Origin of the sequence: Pseudomonas sp. WS 5051, from assembly GCF_012985715.1 — a bacterium.
In the GTDB taxonomy this organism is placed as follows: Bacteria; Pseudomonadota; Gammaproteobacteria; order Pseudomonadales; family Pseudomonadaceae; genus Aquipseudomonas; species Aquipseudomonas bubulae.
In genome coordinates, this window is the sequence record NZ_JAAQWV010000001.1 from 132,298 (window position 1) to 156,770 (window position 24,473).

The following is a 24,473-nucleotide window of genomic DNA, read 5'->3' on the forward strand; positions in this document are numbered from 1 at the left end:
CAATCGCCCCAGCCGTGACGACACCCACCGATGCCTGATGTAGCCAGCTCCGACTTCCCGCTTGAACTGACCGCCCAATTTGCGGCAGTACAGCAGCATTTTCGCCAGGTCATCGTGCCGCTCTGGCAAGGCCCCGGCTGGAATGCCGAACTCGCACTGCCCTTCGAGGCCTTGAGCCCCGCGCACCAGCCGCTGCCACCCCAGCGCTATCGCGCCATGGCTTGCGCACGGCAGCTGTACCTGTTCGCCAGCCTGATCGACGACCCGGCGTTCCCCGGTGCCGCCGAACGCGCTGCTGAACTGTTCCGCTCGCTGCACCTGCATTTTCATGACGCCGAGCACGGTGGCTGGTTCTACAGCATCGGCCCCGATGGCGCGCCGCTGGATCAACGCAAAGACCTCTACACCCACGCCTTTATCATCTTTGCCTGTGCCCATTACTGGGCGAAAGTGCGCGAGCCACAGGTGGCGTCGGCGCTCAATGGCGCACTGGCAGTGGTGGCTGAACGTTTCAATGACGGCAACGGCCTGTATGAAGCCAGCCTGGAGCGGGATTGGTCGCCACTGGGCAGCGGCCCGCTGCAAAACCCGTTGATGCACCTGGCCGAAGCGTTCCTGGCCACTTTGTCGGTACGTGACGATAAGCCAGTGCAGACGGCCTTGCTGGCCCTGGCCGAGGGTATGCAACAGCGCTTTATCGAGCCTGTGCATAACATCATGCTGGAAAAACCGCTCGGAGCTGTGGATAACTGGTTTGAACCGGGGCATCAATTCGAGTGGTTCTTTTTGCTGGAGTCTTCGCCACTGCTGCGCCAGACGCCGTTGCACGGTTCGCTGGAGCGGGCGTTCGGGTTTGCCGAGCAGGTGGGGCTCGACCCGCAGAGCGGCGCGGTGTGCGGCATGCTGGCCCCTGATGGCAGCCTGCGCGATGGTACCCAGCGTATCTGGGCACAGGCCGAGTACCTGCGCGCCCTGACCTTGCGCCCGAACAGCCAGGCACAGGTGCAGCGTCAATTGCTGGCGCTGCAGCAGAAGTTTCTACATGCCGGTGGCTGGTACGAATGCCGCGATGGCGCGGGCAAGGTCAGCCGCGAGGATATGCCGTCGACCACGCCTTATCATCTGGCCACCTGTTACAGCGGTTTGGCGCAATACCTCGGCTAACACCAACAGCTGTGGGAGCGGGCTTGCTCGCGATGGCATCACCGAAATAGTCCTGACAAACCGCGCCGCCTGAATCGCGAGCAAGCCCGCTCCCACCACTCAAGGCTGGCTCAGGCAATCCACTTACGATCACCGGTAAAGCTGATGGTCAGCCAGCGCGCACTGTCCGCGGCACCCAGCAACCCGGAGATCTCTTCGCGCAGTGCATCAAGGGTCTTCACGCTGGTCAGTGGATAACCTGCCGGCAACACGATATGAATCTCTATAAACCGTGCCCGCCCGTGCTTCTGCACATAGGTTTTGTAGCCTTCAAAACCATGCCGCGCCGACATTTCCTCGAGCACATCCCGCACCTTGTCATCCAGCGCGTCCGGGACAATCCCGAGCACATCACGCAAGGCCGGCTTGAGGATCTTGAACGCCGGCGCAAGCATGCTCAGCGCCAGCAAAATCAGGATCGCCGGGTCAACATAAGCGGCCCACTGTGCATAACCCTGCTGCTTCAAGAGCAACGCTGTGACAAAACTTATCAACAGCCCCACCGACAACATGGCATCCACCAGCCAGCTGACATTATCGAACTGGATCAGGGTTGACTTGAGCTTGCGATTTTTGCGCTTTACCCAGAAGTAGTAGGCAAATTCAACAACGGTGAACACCGCCGCATAGACGATCACCAGCCCCAGCTCGATATCGCGCCCGCCATTGATAATGCCGAACACGCCATTGAGAAAGGCGTAGATCGCAATCAACAACAGGAAGCTGCCTTCAATCAGCAGCACCATGGGCTCAAGGTGCCAAAAACCGAACTGGAAACGCTGGTTGCTTTCCTTGGCGATCAGTTGCGCCGTAATCAGCATCAGCACTTTGATAAAAGTCGCGATCAGAGAGAAAAACCCATCGAACATGATGGATTCGGAACCCGAAATAAAACCCGTCACGATGCCGGCAATGGCCACCGCGAACATTAGAACGGTCGATTGCTTGAGCAGTTTCTGCTCACCACGGTTACTCACACAAACTCCTTTTCAGCCCGATTGAATGCGACCCCCTCAGGAGGTCGCAGGTGGGCTGCCAGGGGTGAGTTTACTCCTTGGCGTGGCGCTCGATGGCAAAACCGCTCCAGGACTGCGTGACGGGCATCAGCTCAAGGCGGTTGATGTTGACGTGGGCCGGAGTATTGAGCACCCAGAAAATGGTCTCGGCGATGTCTTCTGGCTGAATCGGTTCGGCGCCCTGATAGGTCGCGTCGTAGCGAGCCTTGTCGCCGCCAAAGCGCACCATCGAGAACTCGCTCTCGCACAGGCCCGGCTCAACGTTGCTGACCCGCACGCCCGTGCCCTGCAAATCGCAGCGCAGGTTCAGGGAGAACTGTTTTACAAACGCCTTGGTACCGCCATACACATGGCTGCCGGGGTAAGGATAACTACCCGCGATGGAACCCAGGTTAACGATCCCGGCACCACGGCCGTAGGCAATCAGTCGTGGCAACAGCAGGCGGGTGGTGTAGAGCAGGCCCTTGATATTGGTGTCGACCATGGTCTCCCAATCGTCGAGATCGCATTTGGGCGCAGGGTCGGTGCCCAGGGCCAGGCCCGCGTTGTTGATAAGCCCACGCAATGTGCTGAACGAAGGAGGCAAACCGGCAATCGCCGCTTCCATCGCGGCACGGTCGCGCACATCCACCACCAGGCCGTGTACTTCGGTTTGCTTGGATAACTCTTCGCACAATGCTTTCAAACGGTCTTCGCGTCGCCCCGTCAACACCAGTTTCCAGCCTGCCTGTGCAAACTTGCGTGCACATGCTTCACCAAATCCGGAAGTCGCGCCCGTAATAAACAGGGTGGAAGTCATCATGTTCTCCTTGGCTGGCGGGCATCGGCCGCCGTTGAATTGGACGTTGAGCAGAATGCCCCGGCTAGCGTTCAGCGGCAACCTGCGGTGTTTTCGCAACAAGTCTGTACAAAAAACAACCAGCACGCGACAAGCCACGACGAACAAGGGCTGGAGCCATATGCGCTCACCTTATCCACAGGCCCGTCCACAGTCTTTGGGGGCAACTCCAAAAAGCGCAAAGCCCCGATCCACAAGGGATAGAGAGCATCGGTAAGACTTTTTAACTTGACCCGGGCACACCCCGCATGCAGACGCCCCAAAAAGGTGCAACCGTGGAAAATCCGCCAGATAGCCAGAGGCCAGTAATTACGCTGCCTGGAGCATTCTTTCCAGAGTTTAACCACAGACTTATCCACAGGTTAGTCATTATTTCCAGACGCTCTTTACACCCGTACAAACCTGTTGACAAATCGGCGCAACGGCTGCGCAAAAGCCGCTGGTCGAAAAATAACCACCCAGCTGGACACCTTGTAAATAAAGGGCTACAGCCAACTACTCCCACGTTACCCACAGCCACCTCCACAGCAAACGGGGACAAGTCAAAATGATGACAAAACAGGTAATTGCAGCGGCTTTATGTCGCGCTTTCACAGCGTTGTAATATTGTTTTCCACAATTTGCGGCGAGGGCGGGCGGGGTGGAATTGTCTGACAAAAAGACATGTGGGAGCGAGCCTGCTCGCGATGGGATCGACGCGGTGATTCAAACAAACCGCAGTGATGCCATCGCGAGCAGGCTCGCTCCCACACAGAGAGATGTGAAATGCCTGTTAATGCCCGCCCAAATAAGCGTTACGCACCTCCTCGTTACTCAGCAGTTCCTTGCCGGTGCCGGTCAGACGGATTTCACCGTTGACCATCACATAGGCCCGGTCCGACAACCGCAGGGCATGGTTGGCGTTCTGCTCCACCAGAAAGATGGTCATGCCAGTGCCTGCGAGCTCCCGCAGCGTGGCAAAAATCTGCTTCACCACAATCGGTGCCAACCCCAGGCTGGGCTCATCCAGCAACAGCAGCTTGGGCCGGCTCATCAGCGCTCGGGCAATGGCGAGCATTTGCTGTTCGCCACCCGACATGGTCATGGCCCGCTGATTGCGCCGCTCCAGGAGCCGGGGGAACAACTCGAACATGCGCTGCATGTCTTCGTCGGCATATTTGTCGCCAATGGGGATGGTGCCCATCAGCAGGTTTTCTTCCACCGACATGTCCGGAAACACGCGACGGCCTTCCGGCGACTGGGCGATACCGTTGGAGGCGATGTAGTGCGAGGACTTGTGGGTAATGTCCACCCCCTGGTAGATAATTTGCCCGCCGCTGGCCCGGGGCTGGCCAAAAATCGACATCAGCAACGTGGATTTACCCGCGCCGTTGGAGCCGATCAGGCTTACCGTTTCGCCCTCCTCAATATGCATCGAGACTTTTTTCAGGGCCTGGATCGGCCCGTAGTGAACGTCCAGTTCCTTGAGCTCGAGGATCGTGCCCGTCATATCAGCTCCTCTTCGTCTGCGCCAAGGTAGGCCGCAATCACTTTGGGGTCGTTGCGGATGGCCTCAGGCCCGCCTTCGGCAATCACGTTGCCGTGGTCGAGCACCACGATGTGATCGGAAATGCTCATGACCATGCCCATGTCGTGCTCGATCAACACCACCGTCAGGTCGTGTTCGTCGCGCAGCAGGCGGATCATCCCGCTCAACGCTTCGGTTTCCTGCGGGTTGAGGCCTGCCGCCGGTTCGTCCAGGCAGATGATTTGCGGCCGCGTACACATGGCCCGGGCAATCTCCAGGCGTCGCTGCTGGCCATAGGACAATTCACCGGCCAGGCGATTGGCACAGTCCACCAGGTCAACCACCTCCAGCCAGTAGAAGGCATGATCCAGCGCATCGCTTTCAGCCTTGCGATAGCCCTTGGTATTGAGGATGCCGGCGAGCATGTTGCGGTTGACCCACATATGCTGGGCCACCAGCAGGTTTTCCAGTACCGACATTTCCTTGAACAGGCGGATATTCTGGAACGTGCGCGCCAGACCCGAGCGGTTGACCAGATGTGTTCCGCCGAACATTTTGTAATACAGCCGGCTGGCAAACGCCTTGGGCGATACAAAGTCGCTCAGCCTGAACGGCTCCCCCAGTAGCTTGATCACGTTGGTACGAGTACCGCGGGCATTGAGTTCGATCCTGCCGCCGCTGGCTTTGTAAAAGCCGGTCAAGCAGTTGAACACTGTGGTTTTACCGGCACCGTTGGGGCCGATCAGGGCAAAGATCGAGTTGCGTTTGACCTTGAGGCTGACATCGCTCAGGGCCTTGATCCCGCCAAAGTGCATCATCAGTTTGTCGACCGAGAGCACCACGTCGTCTTTTGACAATTCGCTCATGGCGCAACCCCCTTGCGTGGCGCAACTCCGACACGGCTGATGCGGATCAGGCCTCGCGGTCGCCAGATCATCATCAACACCATCAACACACCAAACAGCAGCACCCGGTACTCGGCAAAGCTGCGCAACAGTTCAGGAGCCACCGTCAGCACGAATGCGGCGATCACCACGCCCACTGTCGAGCCCATGCCGCCGAGCACCACAATGGCGAGGATCAGCGCCGACTCGAAGAAGGTGAACGAGGAAGGGTTAACAAAACCCTGGTAGCTGGCAAAGAACACCCCGGCCAGGCCAGCCGTGGAGGCACCAATGGTGAACGCCGACAGCTTGACCAGCACATGGTTGAGGCCCATGGAACGGCAGGCAATTTCGTCTTCGCGCAGCGCTTCCCAGGCGCGGCCGATCGGCATGCGGGTCAGGCGGTGCTTGATGTACAACACCAGCAGCACCACCAGAAACAGCACGATATAGATAAACAGGAACTTGATATTGGGGTTGTATTCCAGGCCGAAGAACTCATGAAATGGCACCCCGCCATCTTTCGCGCGCCGGCCGAACTCCAGGCCGAAAAAGGTCGGCGATGGCACCGGCATGCCATTTGGCCCGCCGGTAAACGACAGCCAGTTGTTGAGGATCAGACGGATGATTTCACCAAAGCCCAGGGTCACGATGGCCAGGTAGTCACCGTGCATGCGCAACACCGGAAACCCCAGAATGCATCCCGCCATCGCCGCCGCAATGGCCGCCAGCGGCAGCACCGTCCAGAAACCCAGCCCCAAGTATTGATAGCCCAGCGCCAGACCATAAGCGCCGATGGCATAGAACGCCACATACCCCAGGTCGAGCAACCCCGCCAGGCCGACCACGATATTCAGCCCCAGGCCCAGCAGCACGTAAATCAGCCCAAGGATGACCACGGTCAGAATGTATTTATTGGCGAAAAACGGAAACACGATGGCAATCACGATCAGCAACGGCACGATCCAGCGCAGCCGCGACTTGTAGTCCGGTGCCAGCACATGCACGCCCGAGCCTGTGGACTCAAAGCCCTGCAGGATTTTCAGCCCTTTGGCAGTCTGTAAAAACAGGCTCAGGGCAAAGCGCCCGACCATAACGATAGCCACCAGCCAGCCTACCCGGGCCGGTTGCAGGTTGAAGCTGTAACCGTCGAGCACCACCCCTACGATGGGCCCGAACACAATCAATGAAATCAACCCGGCCAGGATCGAGTCGACTACGCTTTTTTTGATATCAATCGGTTTATTAATGGCTACAGACATACTTACACCTTCGCCACGAGAGGACGACCCAGCAGGCCTTGAGGACGGAAAATCAGAATCAGCACCAGCAGTGAGAAACTGAATACATCCTTGTAATCCGAGTTAATCAACCCGGCAAAAAGCGACTCGGAAATACCCAGGATGATCCCGCCGAGCATGGCCCCCGGCAGTGAACCGATGCCGCCGAGCACCGCTGCGGTGAAGGCCTTGATCCCGATGATGAAACCGGCATAGAAGTCGAACGTGCCGTAGTTCATGGTAATCAGCACACCAGCCAGCGCGGCCATGGCGGCACCGATCACGAACACGTAGGAAATCACCCGGTCGGTATTGATCCCCAGGATCGACGCCATCTTGCGATCCTGCTGGGTGGCGCGGCACATGCGGCCCAGCTTGGTGTACTTGATGATGTAAGTAAGCAGGCCCATGCCCACAAAGGCGGCGAGCAGAATAAAGACTTTGGTGTAGGTCAGCTGTACGAAGCCTGAGCCGATATCGACCCGCCACGCCCCGCTAAGTAACGTCGGTACGCCCTGCTGACGTGAGCCTTGGGCGATTTGCACATAGTTCTGCAGGATAAGGGAGATACCAATGGCGCTAATCAGCGGCGCCAACCGTGTGGAATTGCGCAGCGGCTTGTAGGCCACGCGCTCGATCACCCAGCCATACACGCCCGTGACCACCACCGTGAAAATAAGGGTGCCCAACATCAACAACGGGAAGGATTCGATACCGAAGTATGCCAACAGAGCCAGACTGATCGCCGCGAGGTAAGCAGAGATCATGTACACCTCGCCGTGGGCGAAGTTGATCATGCCGATGATGCCGTAGACCATTGTGTAGCCGATGGCGATCAGGCCGTAGACAGACCCGAGGGTCAGGCCGTTCAGCAGTTGCTGTAGGAAAATACCATCCATAACGCAATCTCACGCACTGGAGCCTTTGCGCAGACGCAAGCCATCCACGCCGTCACAGGACAGCTTGGCTGGCAGGGTGTGCGCGACTCCTGGAAAAGAAGACAGGTGGTGCAGATCCATCCCTACCTGATGCCCGCCGAAGCTGGCATCAGGTAGGTGACTCATCTCACTTCTGTTTTTCCAGTTGGTGATATTTACCGTCTTTGTCCCACTGGTACATAACGTAGTCGGAGACTTTAAGGTCACCTTTGCTGTCCCAGGCTTTCTCACCCATCACGGTTTTAACCGGGTTGGCCTTGAGCCACTTGGCAGCATCTTCACCCTTGTTGGATTTGGCGCCGGCAAAGGCGTCAGCCAGGGCCTGGACCGAAGCATAGGCGTACAGGGTGTAGCCCTCTGGTTCGGTGCCAGCCTTACGGAACTCTTCAACCACCACCTTGCTGTCTGGCAACAGGCGCGGGTCGGCACCGAAGGTCATATAAACGCCGTCAACGTACTGCGGGCCGCCTGCGGTGGTAACCAGTTCGTCGGTGACCACACCATCATCGGACATGAACTTCACATCCTTGAGGCCTTGCTCACGCAGTTGGCGTACCAGCGGGCCGGCTTCCGGGTGCAGGCCACCGAAATACACCACGTCGGCCCCGTTGGAGCGGATTTTGGTCACCACGGCACTGAAGTCTTTTTCGCCTCGGGTCAGGCCTTCGTACAACACAGGGGTCACGCCGCGCTTGATCAGTTGCGCCTTGGTGGCGTCCGCCAGGCCCTGGCCATAGGTGTCCTTGTCGTGCAGAACGGCCACTTTCTTGCCTTTGAGCACATCAACAATGTAATCCGCCGCCACAATGCCCTGCTGGTCATCACGACCACACATGCGGAACATCGCGCTCAGGCCACGCTCGGTCACCGCCGGGTTGGTGGAGCCAGGAGTGATCGCAATCACACCGGCATCGGCGTACACCTCAGACGCCGGAATGGTCGATGAAGAACAGAAGTGCCCTACTACACCGGCCACTTTGTCCTGGTCGACCAAACGGTTGGCGACGGCTACGGCCTGTTTCGGCTCGCAGGCATCGTCCCCGGCCACCAGAACGATCTTCTCGCCGTTGACCCCACCGGCGGCGTTGATCTTGTCTGCCGCTGCCTTGGCACCCTTCATGTACTGCTCGCCAAAAGCTGCGTTGGCGCCAGTCATCGGGCCGGCAACACCAATTTTCAGATCAGCCTGAACAAACGAAGAAACGCCCAATGCAGCTGCTACGGCGAGGGCCAGAAAACCTTTCTTGTAGAACGTCTGCGACATGAGGTGGTGCTCCTGAGGTTTTATTAGATGGCACTTCGACTTCACCTAAAGCGCTGAGCAAGCCGCGTGCCATTGGCTTTTTATTCTTAAAAAAGTCGTTCTATTGTTGTTATATCGACTGTTTCGAGCCCATTTTCATTGGGCGTGCAACCGTCTAAACCGAGGAAGGTAAAACCGCTATGTTTCTACAGGCGCCACCTGCCGCAGCCGGTATTGCAACCAGGTTGCCCCGGGTTGCGCAAACGTCCTGTAACCACTTGCGTCACCGAACTGCACACTCTCGGTGCAGGACTGCTACAGGCCGCACCACTTAAGGCTAGCCGCTGCCAGGCAAAACGTCGGGGCGCCCAGAAAAAAACCGCGTCAGATCACAATTCTTAAACATTGGCCGGCGTGATACAGCGAAAAACCGGCTTCGTATAAACAACTGCGCAACCCCGTGCCAGACAGCGGCCGCATCGGTGCAAAGGGGATTGGCAAGGCCTTGGCATCGCCACTGCACAAATAGTCGGCAAAGGCCTTGCCGACCACGCTGCCTGTGGTTACACCGCGACCGTTATAGCCGGTGACTGCCACCAAACCGGGCGCCGGTTCAAATAAGCGCATCAGATGATCGGGCGTAAATGCGATGCAGCCCGTCCAGGTGCATTCCCATTCCACGCCCTTGAGGTACGGGAAATAATGCTGCTGCACGCGGTCGGCCCAGGCCTTGAGAAACCACGCAGGCTTCTGATTGCCGTTGCCCAGGCTGCCGAGCAGTAAACGGCCGTCGGCATCGCGACGGATACTGCTCAATACCTGGCGGGTGTCCCACGACCCTTGGCCGCCTGGCAAGATTCGCGCTGCGCTGGCGTCGGTCAGAGGTTTGGAGGCGACCTGGTAGTAATAACCGGGGAAAAAGTTACGTCGCAAGTCAGTCCACTCGCCTTCGGTGTAGGCATTGGACGCCAGCACCACCTGCTCTGCACTTACCGCACCGTGGGCCGTTTGCACTGACCAGCGTAGGCCTTGGCGTTCAAGTCCGGTGACCGGGGAATGATCGAACAGCTGCCCGCCCAGATCACAGGCTGCCTTGGCCAGGCCCGAGGTGTAGGCCATAGGGTTGAGGGTGCCGGCGCGACGGTCGAGCAAGGCGGCGGCGATTTTTGTGGTGCCGGTAGCGGCTTCGCAGGCGGCGCCGGTGAGCAGTTCAACCGGGGCGCCACGGCGCTTCCATTGTTCTTCACGGCTGCGCAAATCGGCTTCGCCACGGGCATTATGGGCCATGTGCAGGGTGCCTTCACGGCGCAACTGGCAGTCGATGCGGTATTTGTCGATCAGGCTGAACACCAGTCCCGGGGCGGCACCGAGCATGCGGTTGAGCTGGCTGCCGACAGCCTCGCCGAAACCGGCTTCGATATCGTCGGGCGGTATCCACATCCCGGCATTAACCAATCCTACGTTGCGGCCTGAGCCGCCATGACCGGTGCGATAGGCTTCGAGCACACAGACACTTTTGCCCTGCTCGAGCAAATGGATGGCGGCGGACAAACCGGTGATGCCGGCACCGATCACACACACATCAACGCTCAACTCGCCCTTGAAGGTTGGCGCTTGGGGGCGTTGGGGGGTAAGGGTTTCCCACAGACATTGTTCTTGTAAAGGCATTGCCAAGCTCCAGAAATGAAACCCAACCAAAATCAAAGCCCCTCACCCTGGCCCTCTGCCGGAGGGAGAGGGGACTAAAGGCAAAAGCAGATCAGCTCCCTCTCCCTCCGGCAGAGGGTTGGGGGTGAGGGCTTGCATCACCTCAATCGAACGTAATCCCTTGCGCCAACGGCAATTCCAGTGAGTAGTTGACGGTATTGGTCTGCCGGCGCATATATCCACGCCACGCATCCGAGCCCGACTCGCGACCGCCCCCGGTTTCTTTCTCACCACCAAAGGCACCCCCGATTTCCGCACCGCTGGGCCCGATATTGACGTTGGCAATCCCGCAATCACTGCCAGTGGCCGACATGAATTGCTCGGCCTCGCGCACATCGGTGGTGAAGATGCACGACGACAGCCCCTGCGGCACCGCGTTGTTCAGGCGCAAGGCCTCGGCAAAGTCGCTGTAACCGACCACATACAAAATCGGCGCGAAGGTCTCGCTGCACACCACGTCGCTTTGCTCGGGCATTTCCACAATCGCCGGGGCCACGTAGTAAGCGCCAGGGTACTGGCCCGCCAATTGCCGCTCGCCACCAAATACCCGCCCGCCTTCGCTAAGGGCCTGCTCCAGCGCATCACGCATGTTTTCAAAGCTGCTTTTGTCGATCAGCGGCCCCACCAGATTGCCTTCCAGCGGATGACCGATACGCACTTTGGAATAGGCCGCCTTGAGCCGGGTGACAATTTCTTCCTTGACCGAGTCGTGGGCAATCAGCCGGCGCAGGCTGGTGCAGCGCTGCCCGGCAGTACCGACAGCACTGAACAGGATGGCACGCACGGCCATGTCCAGGTCGGCACTCGGCGCCAAAATCATCGCATTGTTGCCGCCCAGCTCCAGAATACTGCGGGCAAAGCGTGCGGCGATTTTAGGTGCCACTTCGCGGCCCATGCGCGTGCTGCCGGTGGCACTGATCAGCGCGACTCGCGGATCGTCAACCAGGGCTTCGCCCGCTTCACGACCACCAATCACCACCTGGGCCAGGTACTTGGGCGCGCCCTCAAACGAGCTCAACACACGATCAAACAAGGCCTGACAGGCCAGCGCCGTCAGCGGGGTTTTTTCCGATGGTTTCCAGATCACCGCGTTGCCGCATACCAGCGCCAACGCGGTATTCCACGCCCACACGGCCACCGGAAAGTTGAATGCGCTGATCACACCCACCACACCCAGCGGGTGCCAGGTTTCACGCATATGGTGGCCTGGTCGCTCCGAGGCGATGGTCAAGCCGTAGAGCTGACGCGACAGGCCAACTGCAAAGTCGCAGATGTCGATCATTTCCTGCACTTCGCCCAACCCTTCCTGGGTGATCTTGCCCGCTTCCCATGACACCAGCTCGCCCAGATCGGCCTTGTACTCACGCAGCAAATCGCCGAACTGGCGCACCAGTTCCCCACGACGCGGGGCAGGCACCTTGCGCCATGCCTCGAAGGCGTGTTCGGCGCGGGTCACGTGCTGCTCGGCCTCGGCAGCCCCTTCCCAGTGCACGGCACCGATCTGGCTACCGTCAATCGGCGTATACACCGGCTGATTGCCCTGCTGGTACAGCGCGGGGTTCACACCAAGACGATCCAGTAATGCAGCAACCATTGAAGGCACTCCTTGAGCTTTAAAAAATGATTCACAGGCCTTTAGTTGTAGCTGGCTGGCATGGCGGCAACAAACGACCTTTAAGCGAGATATCATTCCGAAAATTCATGCTGCACTGGTAACGTTGCCTGACAACAACAATCAGAGGCCTTCTATGCTCAACAAGCGCCATCTACCTTCGATCACGGCGTTGCAGTGTTTTGAAGCGGTGACTCGTCATCTGAGTTTCACCCGTGCGGCCGAAGAGCTGAATCTGACCCAGAGCGCAGTCAGCAAACAGGTCGCGCAGCTCGAAGAGCTGTTGCAGCACTTGCTGTTTCGCCGGGTGCGCCGCCGCTTGCAGCTGACTCCAGCAGGGGATTTGTATCTGGTAGAAGTCCGAAAAATCCTGACCCAGGTCGAGATGTCGACCCATACCCTGCGTTCCTATGGCGGCGAAACAGAAGTGCTACGGGTCTCCACCCCTTCCACTTTTGGCGCCCGCTGGCTGGTGCCGCGCCTCAAAGGTTGGGGCATACGCCATCCGCATATTCATCTGGATCTGTGCAATGAGCAGCAAGGCGACGATTTGCTGCAAGGGCGCAGCGATCTGGCGTTTTACTTCGGCCAGGGCTCACGGCCCGGCACCGAGAACCTGAAGCTGTTCAGTGAAGAACTGGTCGCCGTATGTTCGCCAGCAAGCTTGCCGGGCACGGCACTGACCGACCCGACCCAACTCACAGGTCTGGTGTTGCTGCAGAACGCTTCGCGGCCACAGGCCTGGCACGAGTGGTTTGAGCATCAGGGGTTTCATACCGATCACAGCTACCATGGGCCGCGCTTCGACACCTTCTACATGTGCATCCGCGCAGCCCAGGTTGGCTGTGGCGTGGCACTGCTGCCGAGGTTCCTGGTGGAAGAGGAATTGGCCGACGGCAAACTGGTCATCGCCTGGCAGCACTTGATGCCGAGCCGCGATGCCTACTACCTGGCCTATCCTGAACATACGGCAGGCGTACCCAAGGTAAAGGCATTCGTGAGCTGGTTCATGGAGCAGCTGGATGCGCGATAACACCTGTAGGAGCGGGCAGAAACAGGCTACGACCACAAAAACCGCTGGCAAAACCGCCTGCAGATATGCGCCACTAGCGCCATTCATTGAAAAAGCTGAACGCCGTGGCTATCAGGCACGGGCAGCATGGAGATTGCCGCTATGAGCGAGAGTGTATTTGCCGATCGCATCGTGCAGAACCTGCTCGACACCGACTTCTACAAATTGACCATGATGCAGGCGGTGCTGCACAACTACCCCAACGTCGAAGTCGAATGGGAATTCCGCTGCCGCAACAGTGAGGATCTGCGCCCATACCTCAACGAAATTCGTCACCAGATCGAACGCCTGTGCGAACTGAGCATGACTCAGGACCAGTTGGGGTTTCTGGAACGCATCACCTTTATGAAGCCCGACTTCATCCGCTTTTTGGGGCTGTTTCGCTTCAATATGCGCTATGTACACACCGGCATCGAAAACGGCGAACTGGTTATCCGCCTGCGCGGGCCGTGGCTGCATGTGATCCTGTTTGAAGTGCCGTTACTGGCGATTGTCAGCGAAGTACGCAACCGTTCGCGCTATGCCGATACCGTGCTGTCACAGGCCCGGGAGCAGCTGTATCGCAAGTTTGACTGGCTGCAGGCCAATGCCAGCGCAGAAGAGTTGTCTGAACTGCAAGTCGCCGATTTCGGCACTCGTCGACGGTTTTCGTACCGCGTGCAAGAAGAAGTCGTCAGTGTGCTCAAGCACGACTTCCCCGGGCGCTTTGTCGGCACCAGCAACGTCAACCTGTCCCGCGAGCTGGACATGAAGCCGCTGGGGACCATGGCCCACGAATGGATCATGGCGCACCAGCAACTGGGCCCACGGCTGATCGACAGCCAGAGTGCCGCGCTCGACTGCTGGGTGCGCGAGTACCGCGGCTTGTTGGGCATCGCGCTGACGGACTGCATTACTACCGATGCCTTCCTGAAAGATTTCGATCTGTACTTTGCCAAGCTGTTCGACGGCCTGCGCCACGACTCCGGCGACCCTGTGGTGTGGGCCGAAAAATGCATAGCTCATTACCACAAGCTGGGCATCGACCCCATGAGCAAGACTCTGGTGTTCTCCGACAGCCTGACCCTGCCCCGGGCGCTGGAGATTTTCCGGTCGCTGCGCGGCCGGATCAACGTCAGCTTCGGTATCGGGACTAACCTGACCTGCGACATTCCGGGGGTTGAGCCAATGAGCATCGTGCTTAAAATGAACGCCTGCAATGGCTCGCCGGTGGCCAAGATTTCCGATGAACCGGGCAAGACCCATTGCTCCGACCCCAACTTCGCCGCCTATTTACGCCACGTTTTCCAAGTTCCTGAACATTCTCCCAAGGAGTGAATCATGCAGGCCGTACAGCGTCAGATTGCTGCAGACCTCAAGGTCCAGCCGCCGTTCAAAGACACCGCAGCCCTTGAGGCCGAGATTGCCCGGCGTATCACTTTCATTCAGTGCTGCCTGCACAACGCCCGGCTCAAGACCCTGGTACTGGGCATCAGCGGCGGGGTCGACTCCCTGACCGCAGGCCTGATGGCCCAACGTGCGGTGCAGCAATTGCGCGAACAGACCGGTGACCAGGCCTATCGCTTTATTGCCGTGCGCCTGCCTTACGGTGTGCAGCATGACGAAGCAGACGCCACGGCTGCGGTCGACTTTATCAACCCGGACGAGCGCCAGACCGTGAACATCGGCCCTGCGGTCAAGGCCCTGGCGGCTGAAGTGACCGCGTTTGAAGGCAAGCCTGCCGCCACCGTGGACTTTGTACTGGGTAACACCAAGGCGCGTATGCGCATGGTGGCGCAATACACTATTGCCGGGGCGACTGGCGGGCTGGTGATCGGTACCGACCATGCCGCCGAGGCGGTAATGGGCTTCTTCACCAAGTTCGGTGATGGTTCCTGTGATCTGGCGCCGCTCAGCGGGCTGGTGAAAAATCAGGTGCGGGCCATTGCGCGGCATTTTGGTGCGCCGGAATCGCTGGTGGAGAAAGTCCCGACTGCCGACCTCGAAGACCTGGAGCCCGGCAAACCGGACGAAGCGTCCCACGGCGTGACCTATGCCGAGATCGATGCCTTTTTGCATGGCGAGCCGGTGAGCGAAGAAGCGTTCAATATCATCTGCAAGACGTACGAAAAGACCCACCACAAGCGTGAGATGCCGTTCGCGCCTTGAGCCCGTGCGTACCTCTCCCGGAGGGAGAGGGAGCAGACCGCACGCGGTTTCAAGAACACCATCAATCCGTCCCCTCTCCCTCCGGGAGAGGGCTAGGGTGAGGGGCTTTTTCCTTCCCGGAAAAAACGGAATGAACCCCGCAATTTTTTTCGCTTGTGGCCGCAACGGCCAAAGGCTTTGATAGACGTCTATTTCGTCGCCAGAGCCCTGCCCCATGCCTGCTTTCGATGCTTTGTTCTCCCTTGTCGATTCCGTGCTCGGCCAACCGGCCACCGCCTGGTTGCGTGAGCATGTCGAAGTGCCTGAAGGGCTGCTGCGCTTCAACTGGCATGAACAGGCACTGCACCGGGTGTGGCTCGCCGAAGCACTGAACCTGTGCCTGCTGCACAAACTGGTGGAAGCCGTGCCTGAAGGCCGACGCTATGTACAGGAACAGGCACAGCATGGCCGCAAGGTAGTGTTCGACCATGGCGCCCTCCGTACGGTGGACTGGCCTGCCAACGGCGAACTGCCCCGCGGCCGCCAGGCATTTGCCCGTTTGCTGGAGCCACTGGGCTTTACCGATGTGCGAACCTACCCGCTGACCAAGCTGAACATGACCGGCTGGGGATACCGACAAATGGATCTGCCCGAAGACATCGCCCAGTTCTTTGTCTCGGAACTGCACCCCGGCCGCTTCAGCGAGGCTTTTCAACAGGCCGTCAGCCGCGTGGTCGGTTCCAGCCTTGACCCGCTGCAGGCCCAACACCACAGCATCCTCAAGACCCTGAGCCTCACCCGCCACTGCAGCCTGAGCCAGGCGCAGGCCCTGTTGCCAGGGCTGTATCAAGCATTCGGCCGGCAGCATGGCGTGGTACAGGAAACGGACTACAACTGCCTCCTCGCTGAAAGCGCCGAGATGGCCTGGATCGCAACCGAGGGCAACAGCTTCAACCATCTGACCGATCGCGTGCCGGACCTCGAAGCCTGTGTGGCGCAACAACGTGACTTGCAACGGCCCATGAAAGACAGCATCGAAGTGTCCGCCTCGGGGCGGGTGATGCAAACCGCCTATCGCGCCAACACGGTCAGCCGCGGCCTGGTCGATGCTGCCGGGGTGTACCGCGAGCACGCAGTGCCGGGGTCATTTGTGGAGTTCATCCAACGCAAGATCGACCCTGATACCGGCCACATCGATCTGAACTTCGACAGCAGCAACGCCCAGGGCATTTTCAAGATGACCGACTCCAGGGCCTGAACGCAAACAGCCCTGACGGCGCAGGGCACGTCAGGGCTGTTAAGGGCTTGCGTGGTGTTATTTAAGAACCACAGCGCCTTTCATCATCGAGTTGTGGCCCGGGAAGGTGCAGAAGAATTCATATTCTTCGCCCGCTTTCAGCTTGGCCACATCGAAGGTCACGGAGTCTTTCTCACCGGCGCCAATCACTTTGGTGTGGGCGATGATGCGCTCATCACCGTCCTTGAGATAGTTTTTGTCCAGGCCAGCGGCAATGCCGTCGGTAGAAACTGCCTGCATGTCTGCCTTTTTGCTCAAGACCCAGTTATGACCCATGACGTTTTTCGGCAGATTGCCGGAGTGCGTCAGGTTAACGGTGAAGGTCTTGCAGGATTTGTCGATGACGATCTCTTTGGTGTTGTAAGACATTTGGTCAGTCGAATCGACAGTTACAGCGCACTCAGCCGCCAGCAAATGGCCGCTGGCCAGAGTCAAAAGGGATACCGCAACAACTTTGGCAAACATGGTGTATCTCCAAGGCAGGGTATGGGGAAGCAAAAATCTGTATACAGATTGCCTGAAAATTGTATCGATTCATATGATCTGCGTCATGGTCTATCGCCACAATCGACACAATCCATCCCAGAATGGACTTCAGGCTTATAACCTTAGGCCATCATTTTGAATTTTGGGGGAATAAGTAACTAGATTTAATCCACAACCGGCTTTTGCGTGGGTGTAGAGTCGTATTTTTAGCGCAATGTGCAACCTTGCAAAAACCCAGCTAACGGCTAAGCACTAATACAGGGCAGAATACGCGCCGCTCAACCTCACCTTCGACCCCAAGAGGATCGCCCATGGCCAAACCAAACTATAACTTCGCTAAGCGTCAAAGAGACTTGGCTAAAGAGCAGAAGAAAGAGGAAAAGGCTGCCCGCAAGAAAGCGGCTGCTGAAGGCGGTACTGTTGATACCGAGCTGGACCACGAAGTCGACAGCGAAAGTGAAGACGCCGCAGAAGATACCGGCGCGCCAGAAGACAAAGCTCCAACTGCTTGACCCCCTCGGCCCGGTTATCCACAACCCGGCCCACAGGATCTGTGATCAGGATCAGCAGCCCGCCTGCTGATCCTCGCAGTTAGCCTGAACGCCCTCAGACGCTTCAAACCTCATTCCCTTACTCCGCGACAGCAAACAGCCTACAAGCCCGTGGCAGGCCTCTCAGCGCGCAGAAAGCACAACGCCAGCCCTAAGGCTGGCGTTGATTTACTGCAATTTACGCAAAACCGTAGCAGCTGCCGAAGGAACACTGCAACTGTGGGAGCGAGCCTGCTCGCGAAGGTCGTTCGCGAGCAGGCTCGCTCCCACAATAGGGCTTGACCTGCAACAGAGTATCTACAAGGGCAGGCTTAGCGCGGCACTACCGGCTTGCGGGCCGGGCGCTGGCTCTTGCCGCCCTTGGCTGCTTCCTGGCGCTCCTTGGCAGCCTGCTTGTTGCGGGCAAACGCAGCAGCCTTGGCCTGTTCACGCTTGTCCCACGGGTTGCCACCATCACTGGCACGCGGCGGCAGGCCAGTGTGCTGGGTCAGGATCTTGGTGGTCTTCTCACCCGCGACCTTGTGGCTACCGGCAGGCGTCGAGTTTTTGCGACGGGCACTCTGGTAACTGTCGGTCGCCGGCTGATGCAACGGGATCAACTGGTCCTTGCCCGAACCGATCAGGTCGGCACGGCCCATGCGGGTCAGCGCCTCACGCAGCATCGGCCAGCCTTTCGGGTCGTGATAGCGCAGGAACGCCTTGTGCAGGCGGCGCTGCTCCTCGCTCTTGACGATGGTCACCGAGTCGCTCTTGTACGTGACCTTGCGCAGCGGGTTCTTGCCCGAGTGGTACATCGCGGTGGCGGTAGCCATCGGCGACGGGTAGAACGCCTGCACCTGGTCGGCACGGAAACCGTTGGTCTTGAGCCAGATGGCCAGGTTCATCATGTCTTCGTCTTTAGTGCCGGGGTGAGCGGCAATGAAGTACGGGATCAGGTACTGCTCTTTGCCTGCTTCCTTGGTGTACTTCTCGAACATGCGCTTGAACTTGTCATAGCTGCCAATGCCCGGCTTCATCATCTGGTTGAGCGGACCTTCCTCGGTGTGTTCCGGGGCGATCTTCAGGTAACCACCGACGTGGTGGGTGACCAGTTCCTTCACGTATTCCGGCGACTCGACGGCAAGGTCGTAACGCAGACCGGAAGCGATCAGGATTTTCTTCACGCCCGGCAAGGCACGGGCGCTGCGGTAAAGCTGAATCAGCGACGAGTGGTCGGTGTTCAGGTTCGGGCAGATGCCCGGGAAAACGCAGGACGGCTTGCGGCACGCAGATTCAATTTCTGGCGTTTTGCAGGCGATGCGGTACATGTTCGCGGTCGGGCCGCCAAGGTCGGAAATAACCCCGGTAAAGCCAGGCACCTTGTCGCGGATCTCTTCGATTTCGCGAATGATCGACTCTTCGGAGCGGTTCTGGATGATGCGGCCTTCGTGCTCGGTAATCGAGCAGAAGGTGCAACCACCAAAGCAGCCACGCATGATGTTCACCGAGAAACGGATCATGTCGTAGGCCGGGATTTTTTCCTTGCCGTACGCAGGATGGGGAATACGTGCGTAAGGCATGCCAAACACGTAGTCCATTTCTTCAGTGGTCATCGGGATCGGTGGCGGGTTGAACCATACATCCACTTCGCCGTGCTTTTGCACCAGCGCACGGGCGTTGCCCGGGTTGGTTTCAAGGTGCAGCACGCGGTTGGCGTGGGCATACAGCACCGCATCAGCACGTACTTTCTCGACCGATGGCAGACGGATGACCGTCTTGTCACGGGTCATGCGCGGGCTGGCCAGGATCTGCACGACCTTGGCTTCGTTCGGGTCTTCAACCGGGCCCTTTTCCTGCTCGATGGCGCAGGCCTGGGTGTCCTGGGTGTTGACGTACGGGTTGATGATCTTGTCGATCTTGCCCGGACGGTCAATACGCGTGGAGTCGACTTCATACCAGTCTTTTGGCGTATCGCGACGAATGAACGCGGTGCCGCGCACATCGGTGATGTCTTCGACTTTGTGGCCGTAGGACAGACGCTGGGCCACTTCGACGATGGCGCGCTCGGCGTTGCCGTACAACAGGATATCGGCACAGGCGTCGATCAGGATCGAATTGCGTACACGGTCCTGCCAGTAGTCGTAATGCGCGATACGGCGCAACGAAGCTTCGATACCGCCGAGTACGATCGGTACGTTTTTGTAGGCTTCCTTGCAGCGCTGGCTGTACACCAGACTGGCGCGATCCGGACGTTTGCCTGCCATGCCACCGGGGGTGTAGGCGTCATCGGAACGGATCTTTTTGTCAGCGGTGTAGCGGTTGATCATCGAGTCCATGTTGCCGGCGGCAACGCCGAAGAACAGGTTCGGCTCGCCCAGCTTCATAAAGTCGTCTTTGGACTGCCAGTTCGGCTGGGCAATGATGCCCACACGGAAACCCTGGGACTCCAGCAAACGGCCAATGATGGCCATGCCAAATGACGGGTGATCGACATAGGCATCACCCGTCACGATGATGATGTCGCATGAATCCCAGCCAAGCTGATCCATCTCCTCCCTGCTCATGGGCAGGAATGGTGCTGGGCCGAAACATTCGGCCCAGTACTTCGGATAGTCAAATAGAGGCTTGGCTGATTGCATGTCGATGACCGGTGTTGAGTGCAAAAAAGGGGGCGCGGCATTTACTAAGAAATTCGCGGGCGCGGAATATAGCACAAAAAATGACCAATTCCGACGGCAATGGTCGGAATTGATTGGCGCAGGCATATTGTCTGTGGGAGCGAGCTTGCTCGCGATTCAGGCGGCGCGATCTATCTGATTGACCGCGTCGATGCTATCGCTGGCAGGCCAGCTCCCACAGAAGCCGGACAGGTTAATCGTCGTCGAAGTTGTAACTGCCTGGCGCCAGGTTTTCGAAGCGCGTGTATTTGCCGATAAACGCCAGGCGCGTGGTGCCGATCGGGCCGTTACGCTGCTTGCCGATGATGATCTCGGCAATGCCCTTGTGCTCGGTCTCGGGGTGGTACACCTCGTCCCGGTACACGAACATGATGACGTCGGCGTCCTGCTCGATGGCTCCGGATTCACGCAAGTCGGAGTTGATCGGGCGCTTGTTGGGCCGCTGCTCCAGGGAACGGTTGAGCTGTGACAGCGCGACTACCGGGCAGTTGAATTCCTTGGCCAGCGCCTTGAGGGAGCGGGAAATCTCGGAGATTTCGTTGGTACGGTTGTCACCGCCGGAACCCGGGATCTGCATCAATTGCAGGTAGTCGATCATGATCAGGCCGATATCGCCGTGCTCACGCACCAGTCGCCGGGTACGGGCGCGCATTTCCGAGGGACTGATGCCCGCGGTATCGTCGATAAACAGTTTACGGTCATTGAGCAGGTTGACCGCCGAAGTCAGGCGCGGCCAATCGTCGTCTTCGAGGCGACCGGCCCGGACCTTGGTCTGGTCGATGCGACCCAGCGATGACAGCATACGCATGATCAGCGATTCACCTGGCATCTCGAGGGAGTAAACCAGTACCGCTTTCTCGCTGCGCAATACGGCGTTTTCAACCAGGTTCATCGCAAAGGTGGTTTTACCCATCGATGGACGACCGGCGACGATAATCAAGTCCGCAGGCTGCAAGCCGCTGGTCATGCCATCGAGGTCGGTGTAACCGGTGGACAGGCCGGTGATGGCGTTGTCGGTGTTGAACAGCGTGTCGATACGGTCGATGGCTTTGGTCAACAGATCATTGACGCTCACCGGGCCACCGGTTTTTGGCCGGGCCTCGGCAATGGCAAAGATCTGGCGCTCGGCCTCATCGAGGATTTCTTCGGCGCTGCGCCCTTCCGGGTTGAATGCACTGTCGGCGATTTCGGTGCTGATACCGATAAGCTGACGCAACGTCGCACGCTGACGCACGATCTGGGCGTAGGCCTTGATGTTGGCGACCGACGGCGTATTTTTTGCCAGTTCACCGAGGTAGCCCAGGCCGCCCACCTGCGAAGTCTGACCTTCCTTGTCCAGTTGCTCGGCAAGGGTCACGACGTCAATCGGGGAGTTCTGGTCTGCCAGCTTGGCTATGGCGCGGAAGATCAGGCGGTGGTCATGTCGATAAAAATCACCGTCCGAAACCTGATCCAGCACGCGTTCCCAGGCGTTGTTGTCCAGCATCAAACCACCGAGCACAGCCTGTTCGGCCTCGATGGAATGCGGAGGCACCTTCAGGGCTGCGGTTTGTAGATCGTATTGCTCAGGAGCGGAGATATCGTTCATGGCCACTTGGAATTAGTTTGAAAATCAGGATCTGCAGAAAGACAAAGGGCACGACCTGTAAACAGGATCGTGCCCGATGTTAACCGTCCGGCACACAAGGTGCCAGTCAGTTAAGACTGCTTAAGCAGCTACCACAACAACGCGTACGGTTGCTTCAACTTCGGCGTGCAGGTGCACAGCCACGTCGAATTCGCCAACGTTGCGGATAGTGCCGTTCGGCAGACGAACTTCGCTTTTTGCAACTTCAACGCCGGAGGCGGTCAGTGCATCAGCGATGTCGTGAGTGCCGATCGAGCCGAACAGCTTGCCTTCGTCGCCAGCGGTGGCAGTGATAGTCACTTCCAGCTCAGCCAGTTGGGCAGCGCGTGTTTCAGCCGAAGCTTTTTTGTCTGCAGCAGCTTGTTCCAGCTCAGCACGACGCTCTTCAAACGCAGCCAGGTTGGCAGCGGTTGCAGCGGTAGCTTTGCCGTACGGCAGCAGGTAGTTACGACCGTAACCGGCCTTAACATTTACTTTGTCGCCCAGGTTGCCCAGGTTCGCGACTTTTTCCAGAAGGATCAGTTGCATGTGAAAATCCTCTTAACTTTTAACCTTCACCGTCCGCAGAGTCTTTATCGGTGCCTTTCGGCGCCAGACGTCCGCGAAAATCAATCAGGCTGTCGACAATGGCCAAGACCACGAGCAACGGATAGATCAGCTGCATAAACAGCAACAGCGTGACGTACAACCCCACCAGCCAGAACTTGGCCAGTCGCTTTTGCGCCACCAGCCCATGAATCAGGGCCAGCCCGGCGAAGAACAACGCTACGCTGCACAACGGCGTAAGCATGGCCATTTCGGGACCGAAGTTCGGCCCTACAAGCATGCACGCCAGCAATACGAGCGCTGGTCCCAGCGGTAGGCGGATGCTGCGAAATTCGCTGGCAAAACCACCCGGGTTATACAACAACGCCTGCCAATAACGCCCAAGTATCAGGCTCAGCACGCTGACGACCTGCATCAAAGCTGCAATCAAACCGGTGAGGACGGGTGCAATCAGTGCTCCAAGGCGCGCTCGCTCTACGTCAGATAACTTGTCGTAGAGACCATTGAGGACCTGCGGCAGAAGTTTTTCCAACTCCTGCGCCATCGCACCAATGGGTTCGCGGAAAACCGTACCCAGGACCACGCCATACACCACACCCAACGCTACGCTGACCAGCAGCACGCGATTCCAGGACTGACCGGCGCGTAACATCAACGCCAGCCCCAGAGTTCCCAGCAGCACCATAAGGGTGCGGGGCTCTCCGATAAACCACCAGACCAAGGCCGGCAGTAACGCCCATGAGAGAATGCTCAAGGCATCTCTCGGACCGCGCCGCAGAAGCACCAGGCTACCTGCAGCAGCACTCAACCAGAACAAGAACGGCAATGCCGCACATCCGGCCACGATTAACGTGGCCTGCACACGGCCTCGCATGATGAACTCAGCTAAGGCGCGCATGCTTTCAATCCTTTACTACTTGTCGACTGCCCGGTCTCAGCGGCCGTGGCTGTCGGTGTAGGCCAGCAGGGCCAGGAAGCGGGCGCGCTTGATAGCGGTGGCCAGCTGACGCTGATAACGAGCTTTAGTACCGGTGATACGGCTTGGAACAATTTTGCCGGTCTCGGATACGTAAGCTTTCAGAGTGTTGAGATCCTTGTAATCGATCTCTTTCACTTCTTCTGCGGTGAAGCGGCAGAATTTACGACGACGGAAGAAACGTGCCATGTAATTGGCTCCTCAAAAGGTCCGTGGATTACTCGTCAGCGTTATCGCTGGCGTCGCTGTTATCGCTGTCATCGCCATCGGCGCTGTCAGAATGCTCAGGACGGTCACGACGCTCACGGCGCTCACTGCGGTTCTCTTCAGCCTTGAGCATCTCGGACTGGCCAGTTACGGCTTCGTCGCGACGGATGACCAGGTTACGGATCACAGCATCGTTGTAACGGAAGTTGTCTTCCAGCTCAGCCAGGGCTTTGCCAGTGCACTCAACGTTCAGCATCACGTAGTGAGCCTTGTGAACATTGTTGATTGCGTAGGCCAGTTGACGACGGCCCCAATCTTCCAGACGGTGGATTTTGCCGCCGTCTTCTTCGATCAGCTTGGTGTAACGCTCTACCATGCCGCCGACTTGTTCGCTTTGATCCGGGTGGACCAAAAAGATGATTTCGTAATGACGCATGAATGCTCCTTACGGGTTGTAGCCTGCCGCTAACTAAAAAGCGGTCAGACAAGGAGTGAATGACACTTGTGTGTCTTGCCTAGAGAGGCACATATGCGCCCGCCATGACGGCAAGGGGCGCAATTGTAGAGAAGGGACAACAGAGGCGCAAGGCAATTGGTGATTATTTGAACAATCTTTACTTGTATACGCCACAAACCAATGTGGGAGCGGGCTGGCTCGCGATGGCATCGCTGCGGTCATCCAGAGACACCGCGTGATAC

General features: G+C 58.3%; 23 protein-coding genes. 6 read left to right on the forward strand and 17 right to left on the reverse strand.

Annotated features, from left to right (window positions below; translation table 11 throughout):
- Positions 1–30 precede the first annotated feature (30 nt).
- Positions 31–1,164: an AGE family epimerase/isomerase gene (locus tag HBN79_RS00570; protein WP_169916123.1), complete on the forward strand. Its 1,134-nt coding sequence runs from the start codon at positions 31–33 to the stop codon at positions 1,162–1,164.
- A gap of 110 nt (positions 1,165–1,274) precedes the next feature.
- On the opposite strand, the gene HBN79_RS00575 is transcribed toward HBN79_RS00570, so the two are convergent.
- From HBN79_RS00575 to HBN79_RS00620, 10 genes are all read right to left on the reverse strand, one after another.
- The gene (locus HBN79_RS00575) at positions 1,275–2,180 is read right to left on the reverse strand and encodes a cation diffusion facilitator family transporter (protein WP_095000982.1); all 906 of its coding nucleotides are present in this window, start codon (positions 2,178–2,180) and stop codon (positions 1,275–1,277) included.
- Between the two features lie 70 nt (positions 2,181–2,250).
- Positions 2,251–3,018 carry an SDR family oxidoreductase gene (locus HBN79_RS00580; protein WP_095017672.1) on the reverse strand — a complete coding sequence of 256 codons (768 nt, stop codon included), beginning with the start codon at positions 3,016–3,018 and terminating at the stop codon, positions 2,251–2,253.
- A gap of 811 nt (positions 3,019–3,829) precedes the next feature.
- Positions 3,830–4,546, reverse strand: coding sequence for an ABC transporter ATP-binding protein (locus HBN79_RS00585; RefSeq protein ID WP_095000980.1), 717 nt, complete (start codon positions 4,544–4,546; stop codon positions 3,830–3,832).
- Positions 4,543–5,430, reverse strand: coding sequence for an ATP-binding cassette domain-containing protein (locus HBN79_RS00590; RefSeq protein ID WP_095017673.1), 888 nt, complete (start codon positions 5,428–5,430; stop codon positions 4,543–4,545). The genes HBN79_RS00585 and HBN79_RS00590 overlap by 4 nt, the downstream gene beginning before the upstream one ends.
- A complete protein-coding gene (gene livM / locus HBN79_RS00595; RefSeq protein ID WP_095000978.1) occupies positions 5,427–6,710 on the reverse strand; it encodes a high-affinity branched-chain amino acid ABC transporter permease LivM in 1,284 nt (427 codons plus the stop codon). The genes HBN79_RS00590 and livM overlap by 4 nt, the downstream gene beginning before the upstream one ends.
- 2 nt (positions 6,711–6,712) lie before the next feature.
- On the reverse strand, positions 6,713–7,627 hold the full coding sequence (locus HBN79_RS00600; RefSeq protein ID WP_095000977.1) for a branched-chain amino acid ABC transporter permease LivH: 915 nt from the start codon (positions 7,625–7,627) through the stop codon (positions 6,713–6,715).
- Between the two features lie 9 nt (positions 7,628–7,636).
- Positions 7,637–7,792, reverse strand: a complete 156-nt coding sequence (locus tag HBN79_RS00605; protein WP_153327708.1) for a hypothetical protein — start codon at positions 7,790–7,792, stop codon at positions 7,637–7,639.
- Between the two features lies 1 nt (position 7,793).
- Positions 7,794–8,930, reverse strand: coding sequence for a branched-chain amino acid ABC transporter substrate-binding protein (locus tag HBN79_RS00610; protein WP_095000976.1), 1,137 nt, complete (start codon positions 8,928–8,930; stop codon positions 7,794–7,796).
- Positions 8,931–9,293: 363 nt separating this feature from the next.
- Positions 9,294–10,577: an FAD-binding oxidoreductase gene (locus tag HBN79_RS00615; protein ID WP_095024339.1), complete on the reverse strand. Its 1,284-nt coding sequence runs from the start codon at positions 10,575–10,577 to the stop codon at positions 9,294–9,296.
- Positions 10,578–10,719: 142 nt separating this feature from the next.
- Positions 10,720–12,210, reverse strand: coding sequence for an aldehyde dehydrogenase family protein (locus tag HBN79_RS00620; RefSeq protein WP_095000974.1), 1,491 nt, complete (start codon positions 12,208–12,210; stop codon positions 10,720–10,722).
- Positions 12,211–12,364: 154 nt separating this feature from the next.
- On the opposite strand from HBN79_RS00620, the gene HBN79_RS00625 reads away from it, so the two are divergent.
- The 4 genes from HBN79_RS00625 (at position 12,365) to HBN79_RS00640 (ending at position 16,685) form a co-directional block, all read left to right on the forward strand.
- Positions 12,365–13,261 (forward strand): LysR family transcriptional regulator, encoded by an 897-nt coding sequence (locus tag HBN79_RS00625; protein ID WP_169916124.1) that lies wholly within the window; start codon positions 12,365–12,367, stop codon positions 13,259–13,261.
- Between the two features lie 141 nt (positions 13,262–13,402).
- A complete protein-coding gene (gene pncB / locus HBN79_RS00630; protein ID WP_095000972.1) occupies positions 13,403–14,617 on the forward strand; it encodes a nicotinate phosphoribosyltransferase in 1,215 nt (404 codons plus the stop codon).
- Positions 14,618–14,620: 3 nt separating this feature from the next.
- Positions 14,621–15,448, forward strand: coding sequence for an ammonia-dependent NAD(+) synthetase (gene nadE, locus HBN79_RS00635; protein WP_095000971.1), 828 nt, complete (start codon positions 14,621–14,623; stop codon positions 15,446–15,448).
- Between the two features lie 214 nt (positions 15,449–15,662).
- Positions 15,663–16,685 (forward strand): DUF1338 domain-containing protein, encoded by a 1,023-nt coding sequence (locus tag HBN79_RS00640; protein WP_095017675.1) that lies wholly within the window; start codon positions 15,663–15,665, stop codon positions 16,683–16,685.
- A gap of 57 nt (positions 16,686–16,742) precedes the next feature.
- On the opposite strand, the gene azu is transcribed toward HBN79_RS00640, so the two are convergent.
- On the reverse strand, positions 16,743–17,189 hold the full coding sequence (gene azu / locus HBN79_RS00645) for an azurin (protein ID WP_095000969.1): 447 nt from the start codon (positions 17,187–17,189) through the stop codon (positions 16,743–16,745).
- Positions 17,190–17,521: 332 nt separating this feature from the next.
- Between azu and HBN79_RS00650 the strand changes: the two genes are divergently transcribed.
- Positions 17,522–17,722: a hypothetical protein gene (locus tag HBN79_RS00650; RefSeq protein WP_095000968.1), complete on the forward strand. Its 201-nt coding sequence runs from the start codon at positions 17,522–17,524 to the stop codon at positions 17,720–17,722.
- Positions 17,723–18,072: 350 nt separating this feature from the next.
- Here the strand turns inward: HBN79_RS00650 and HBN79_RS00655 are convergent, their stop codons facing one another.
- The 6 genes from HBN79_RS00655 to rpsF form a co-directional block, all read right to left on the reverse strand.
- The gene (locus tag HBN79_RS00655) at positions 18,073–20,379 is read right to left on the reverse strand and encodes a YgiQ family radical SAM protein (RefSeq protein ID WP_095000967.1); all 2,307 of its coding nucleotides are present in this window, start codon (positions 20,377–20,379) and stop codon (positions 18,073–18,075) included.
- 232 nt (positions 20,380–20,611) lie between these two features.
- Positions 20,612–22,006, reverse strand: coding sequence for a replicative DNA helicase (dnaB, locus tag HBN79_RS00660; protein WP_016783319.1), 1,395 nt, complete (start codon positions 22,004–22,006; stop codon positions 20,612–20,614).
- Positions 22,007–22,126: 120 nt separating this feature from the next.
- A complete protein-coding gene (rplI, locus tag HBN79_RS00665) occupies positions 22,127–22,573 on the reverse strand; it encodes a 50S ribosomal protein L9 (protein ID WP_003439047.1) in 447 nt (148 codons plus the stop codon).
- Positions 22,574–22,592: 19 nt separating this feature from the next.
- Positions 22,593–23,489, reverse strand: a complete 897-nt coding sequence (locus HBN79_RS00670) for a hypothetical protein (protein ID WP_095000965.1) — start codon at positions 23,487–23,489, stop codon at positions 22,593–22,595.
- Positions 23,490–23,525: 36 nt separating this feature from the next.
- A complete protein-coding gene (rpsR, locus tag HBN79_RS00675; RefSeq protein WP_003171373.1) occupies positions 23,526–23,756 on the reverse strand; it encodes a 30S ribosomal protein S18 in 231 nt (76 codons plus the stop codon).
- A 28-nt stretch (positions 23,757–23,784) separates the two neighbouring features.
- Positions 23,785–24,210, reverse strand: coding sequence for a 30S ribosomal protein S6 (rpsF, locus tag HBN79_RS00680; RefSeq protein WP_003439045.1), 426 nt, complete (start codon positions 24,208–24,210; stop codon positions 23,785–23,787).
- Between the last annotated feature and the right edge of the window lie 263 nt (positions 24,211–24,473).

Coding starts and splice junctions, on each gene's coding strand:
- HBN79_RS00570 (WP_169916123.1), top strand. CDS start 31: ATGCCTGATGTAGCCAGCTCCGACTTCCCGCTTGAACTGACCGCCCAA.
- HBN79_RS00580 (WP_095017672.1), bottom strand. CDS start 3,018: ATGACTTCCACCCTGTTTATTACGGGCGCGACTTCCGGATTTGGTGAA.
- HBN79_RS00585 (WP_095000980.1), bottom strand. CDS start 4,546: ATGACGGGCACGATCCTCGAGCTCAAGGAACTGGACGTTCACTACGGG.
- HBN79_RS00590 (WP_095017673.1), bottom strand. CDS start 5,430: ATGAGCGAATTGTCAAAAGACGACGTGGTGCTCTCGGTCGACAAACTG.
- livM (WP_095000978.1), bottom strand. CDS start 6,710: ATGTCTGTAGCCATTAATAAACCGATTGATATCAAAAAAAGCGTAGTC.
- HBN79_RS00600 (WP_095000977.1), bottom strand. CDS start 7,627: ATGGATGGTATTTTCCTACAGCAACTGCTGAACGGCCTGACCCTCGGG.
- HBN79_RS00605 (WP_153327708.1), bottom strand. CDS start 7,792: ATGAGTCACCTACCTGATGCCAGCTTCGGCGGGCATCAGGTAGGGATG.
- HBN79_RS00610 (WP_095000976.1), bottom strand. CDS start 8,930: ATGTCGCAGACGTTCTACAAGAAAGGTTTTCTGGCCCTCGCCGTAGCA.
- HBN79_RS00615 (WP_095024339.1), bottom strand. CDS start 10,577: ATGCCTTTACAAGAACAATGTCTGTGGGAAACCCTTACCCCCCAACGC.
- HBN79_RS00620 (WP_095000974.1), bottom strand. CDS start 12,210: ATGGTTGCTGCATTACTGGATCGTCTTGGTGTGAACCCCGCGCTGTAC.
- HBN79_RS00625 (WP_169916124.1), top strand. CDS start 12,365: ATGCTCAACAAGCGCCATCTACCTTCGATCACGGCGTTGCAGTGTTTT.
- pncB (WP_095000972.1), top strand. CDS start 13,403: ATGAGCGAGAGTGTATTTGCCGATCGCATCGTGCAGAACCTGCTCGAC.
- nadE (WP_095000971.1), top strand. CDS start 14,621: ATGCAGGCCGTACAGCGTCAGATTGCTGCAGACCTCAAGGTCCAGCCG.
- HBN79_RS00640 (WP_095017675.1), top strand. CDS start 15,663: ATGCCTGCTTTCGATGCTTTGTTCTCCCTTGTCGATTCCGTGCTCGGC.
- azu (WP_095000969.1), bottom strand. CDS start 17,189: ATGTTTGCCAAAGTTGTTGCGGTATCCCTTTTGACTCTGGCCAGCGGC.
- HBN79_RS00650 (WP_095000968.1), top strand. CDS start 17,522: ATGGCCAAACCAAACTATAACTTCGCTAAGCGTCAAAGAGACTTGGCT.
- HBN79_RS00655 (WP_095000967.1), bottom strand. CDS start 20,379: ATGCAATCAGCCAAGCCTCTATTTGACTATCCGAAGTACTGGGCCGAA.
- dnaB (WP_016783319.1), bottom strand. CDS start 22,006: ATGAACGATATCTCCGCTCCTGAGCAATACGATCTACAAACCGCAGCC.
- rplI (WP_003439047.1), bottom strand. CDS start 22,573: ATGCAACTGATCCTTCTGGAAAAAGTCGCGAACCTGGGCAACCTGGGC.
- HBN79_RS00670 (WP_095000965.1), bottom strand. CDS start 23,489: ATGCGCGCCTTAGCTGAGTTCATCATGCGAGGCCGTGTGCAGGCCACG.
- rpsR (WP_003171373.1), bottom strand. CDS start 23,756: ATGGCACGTTTCTTCCGTCGTCGTAAATTCTGCCGCTTCACCGCAGAA.
- rpsF (WP_003439045.1), bottom strand. CDS start 24,210: ATGCGTCATTACGAAATCATCTTTTTGGTCCACCCGGATCAAAGCGAA.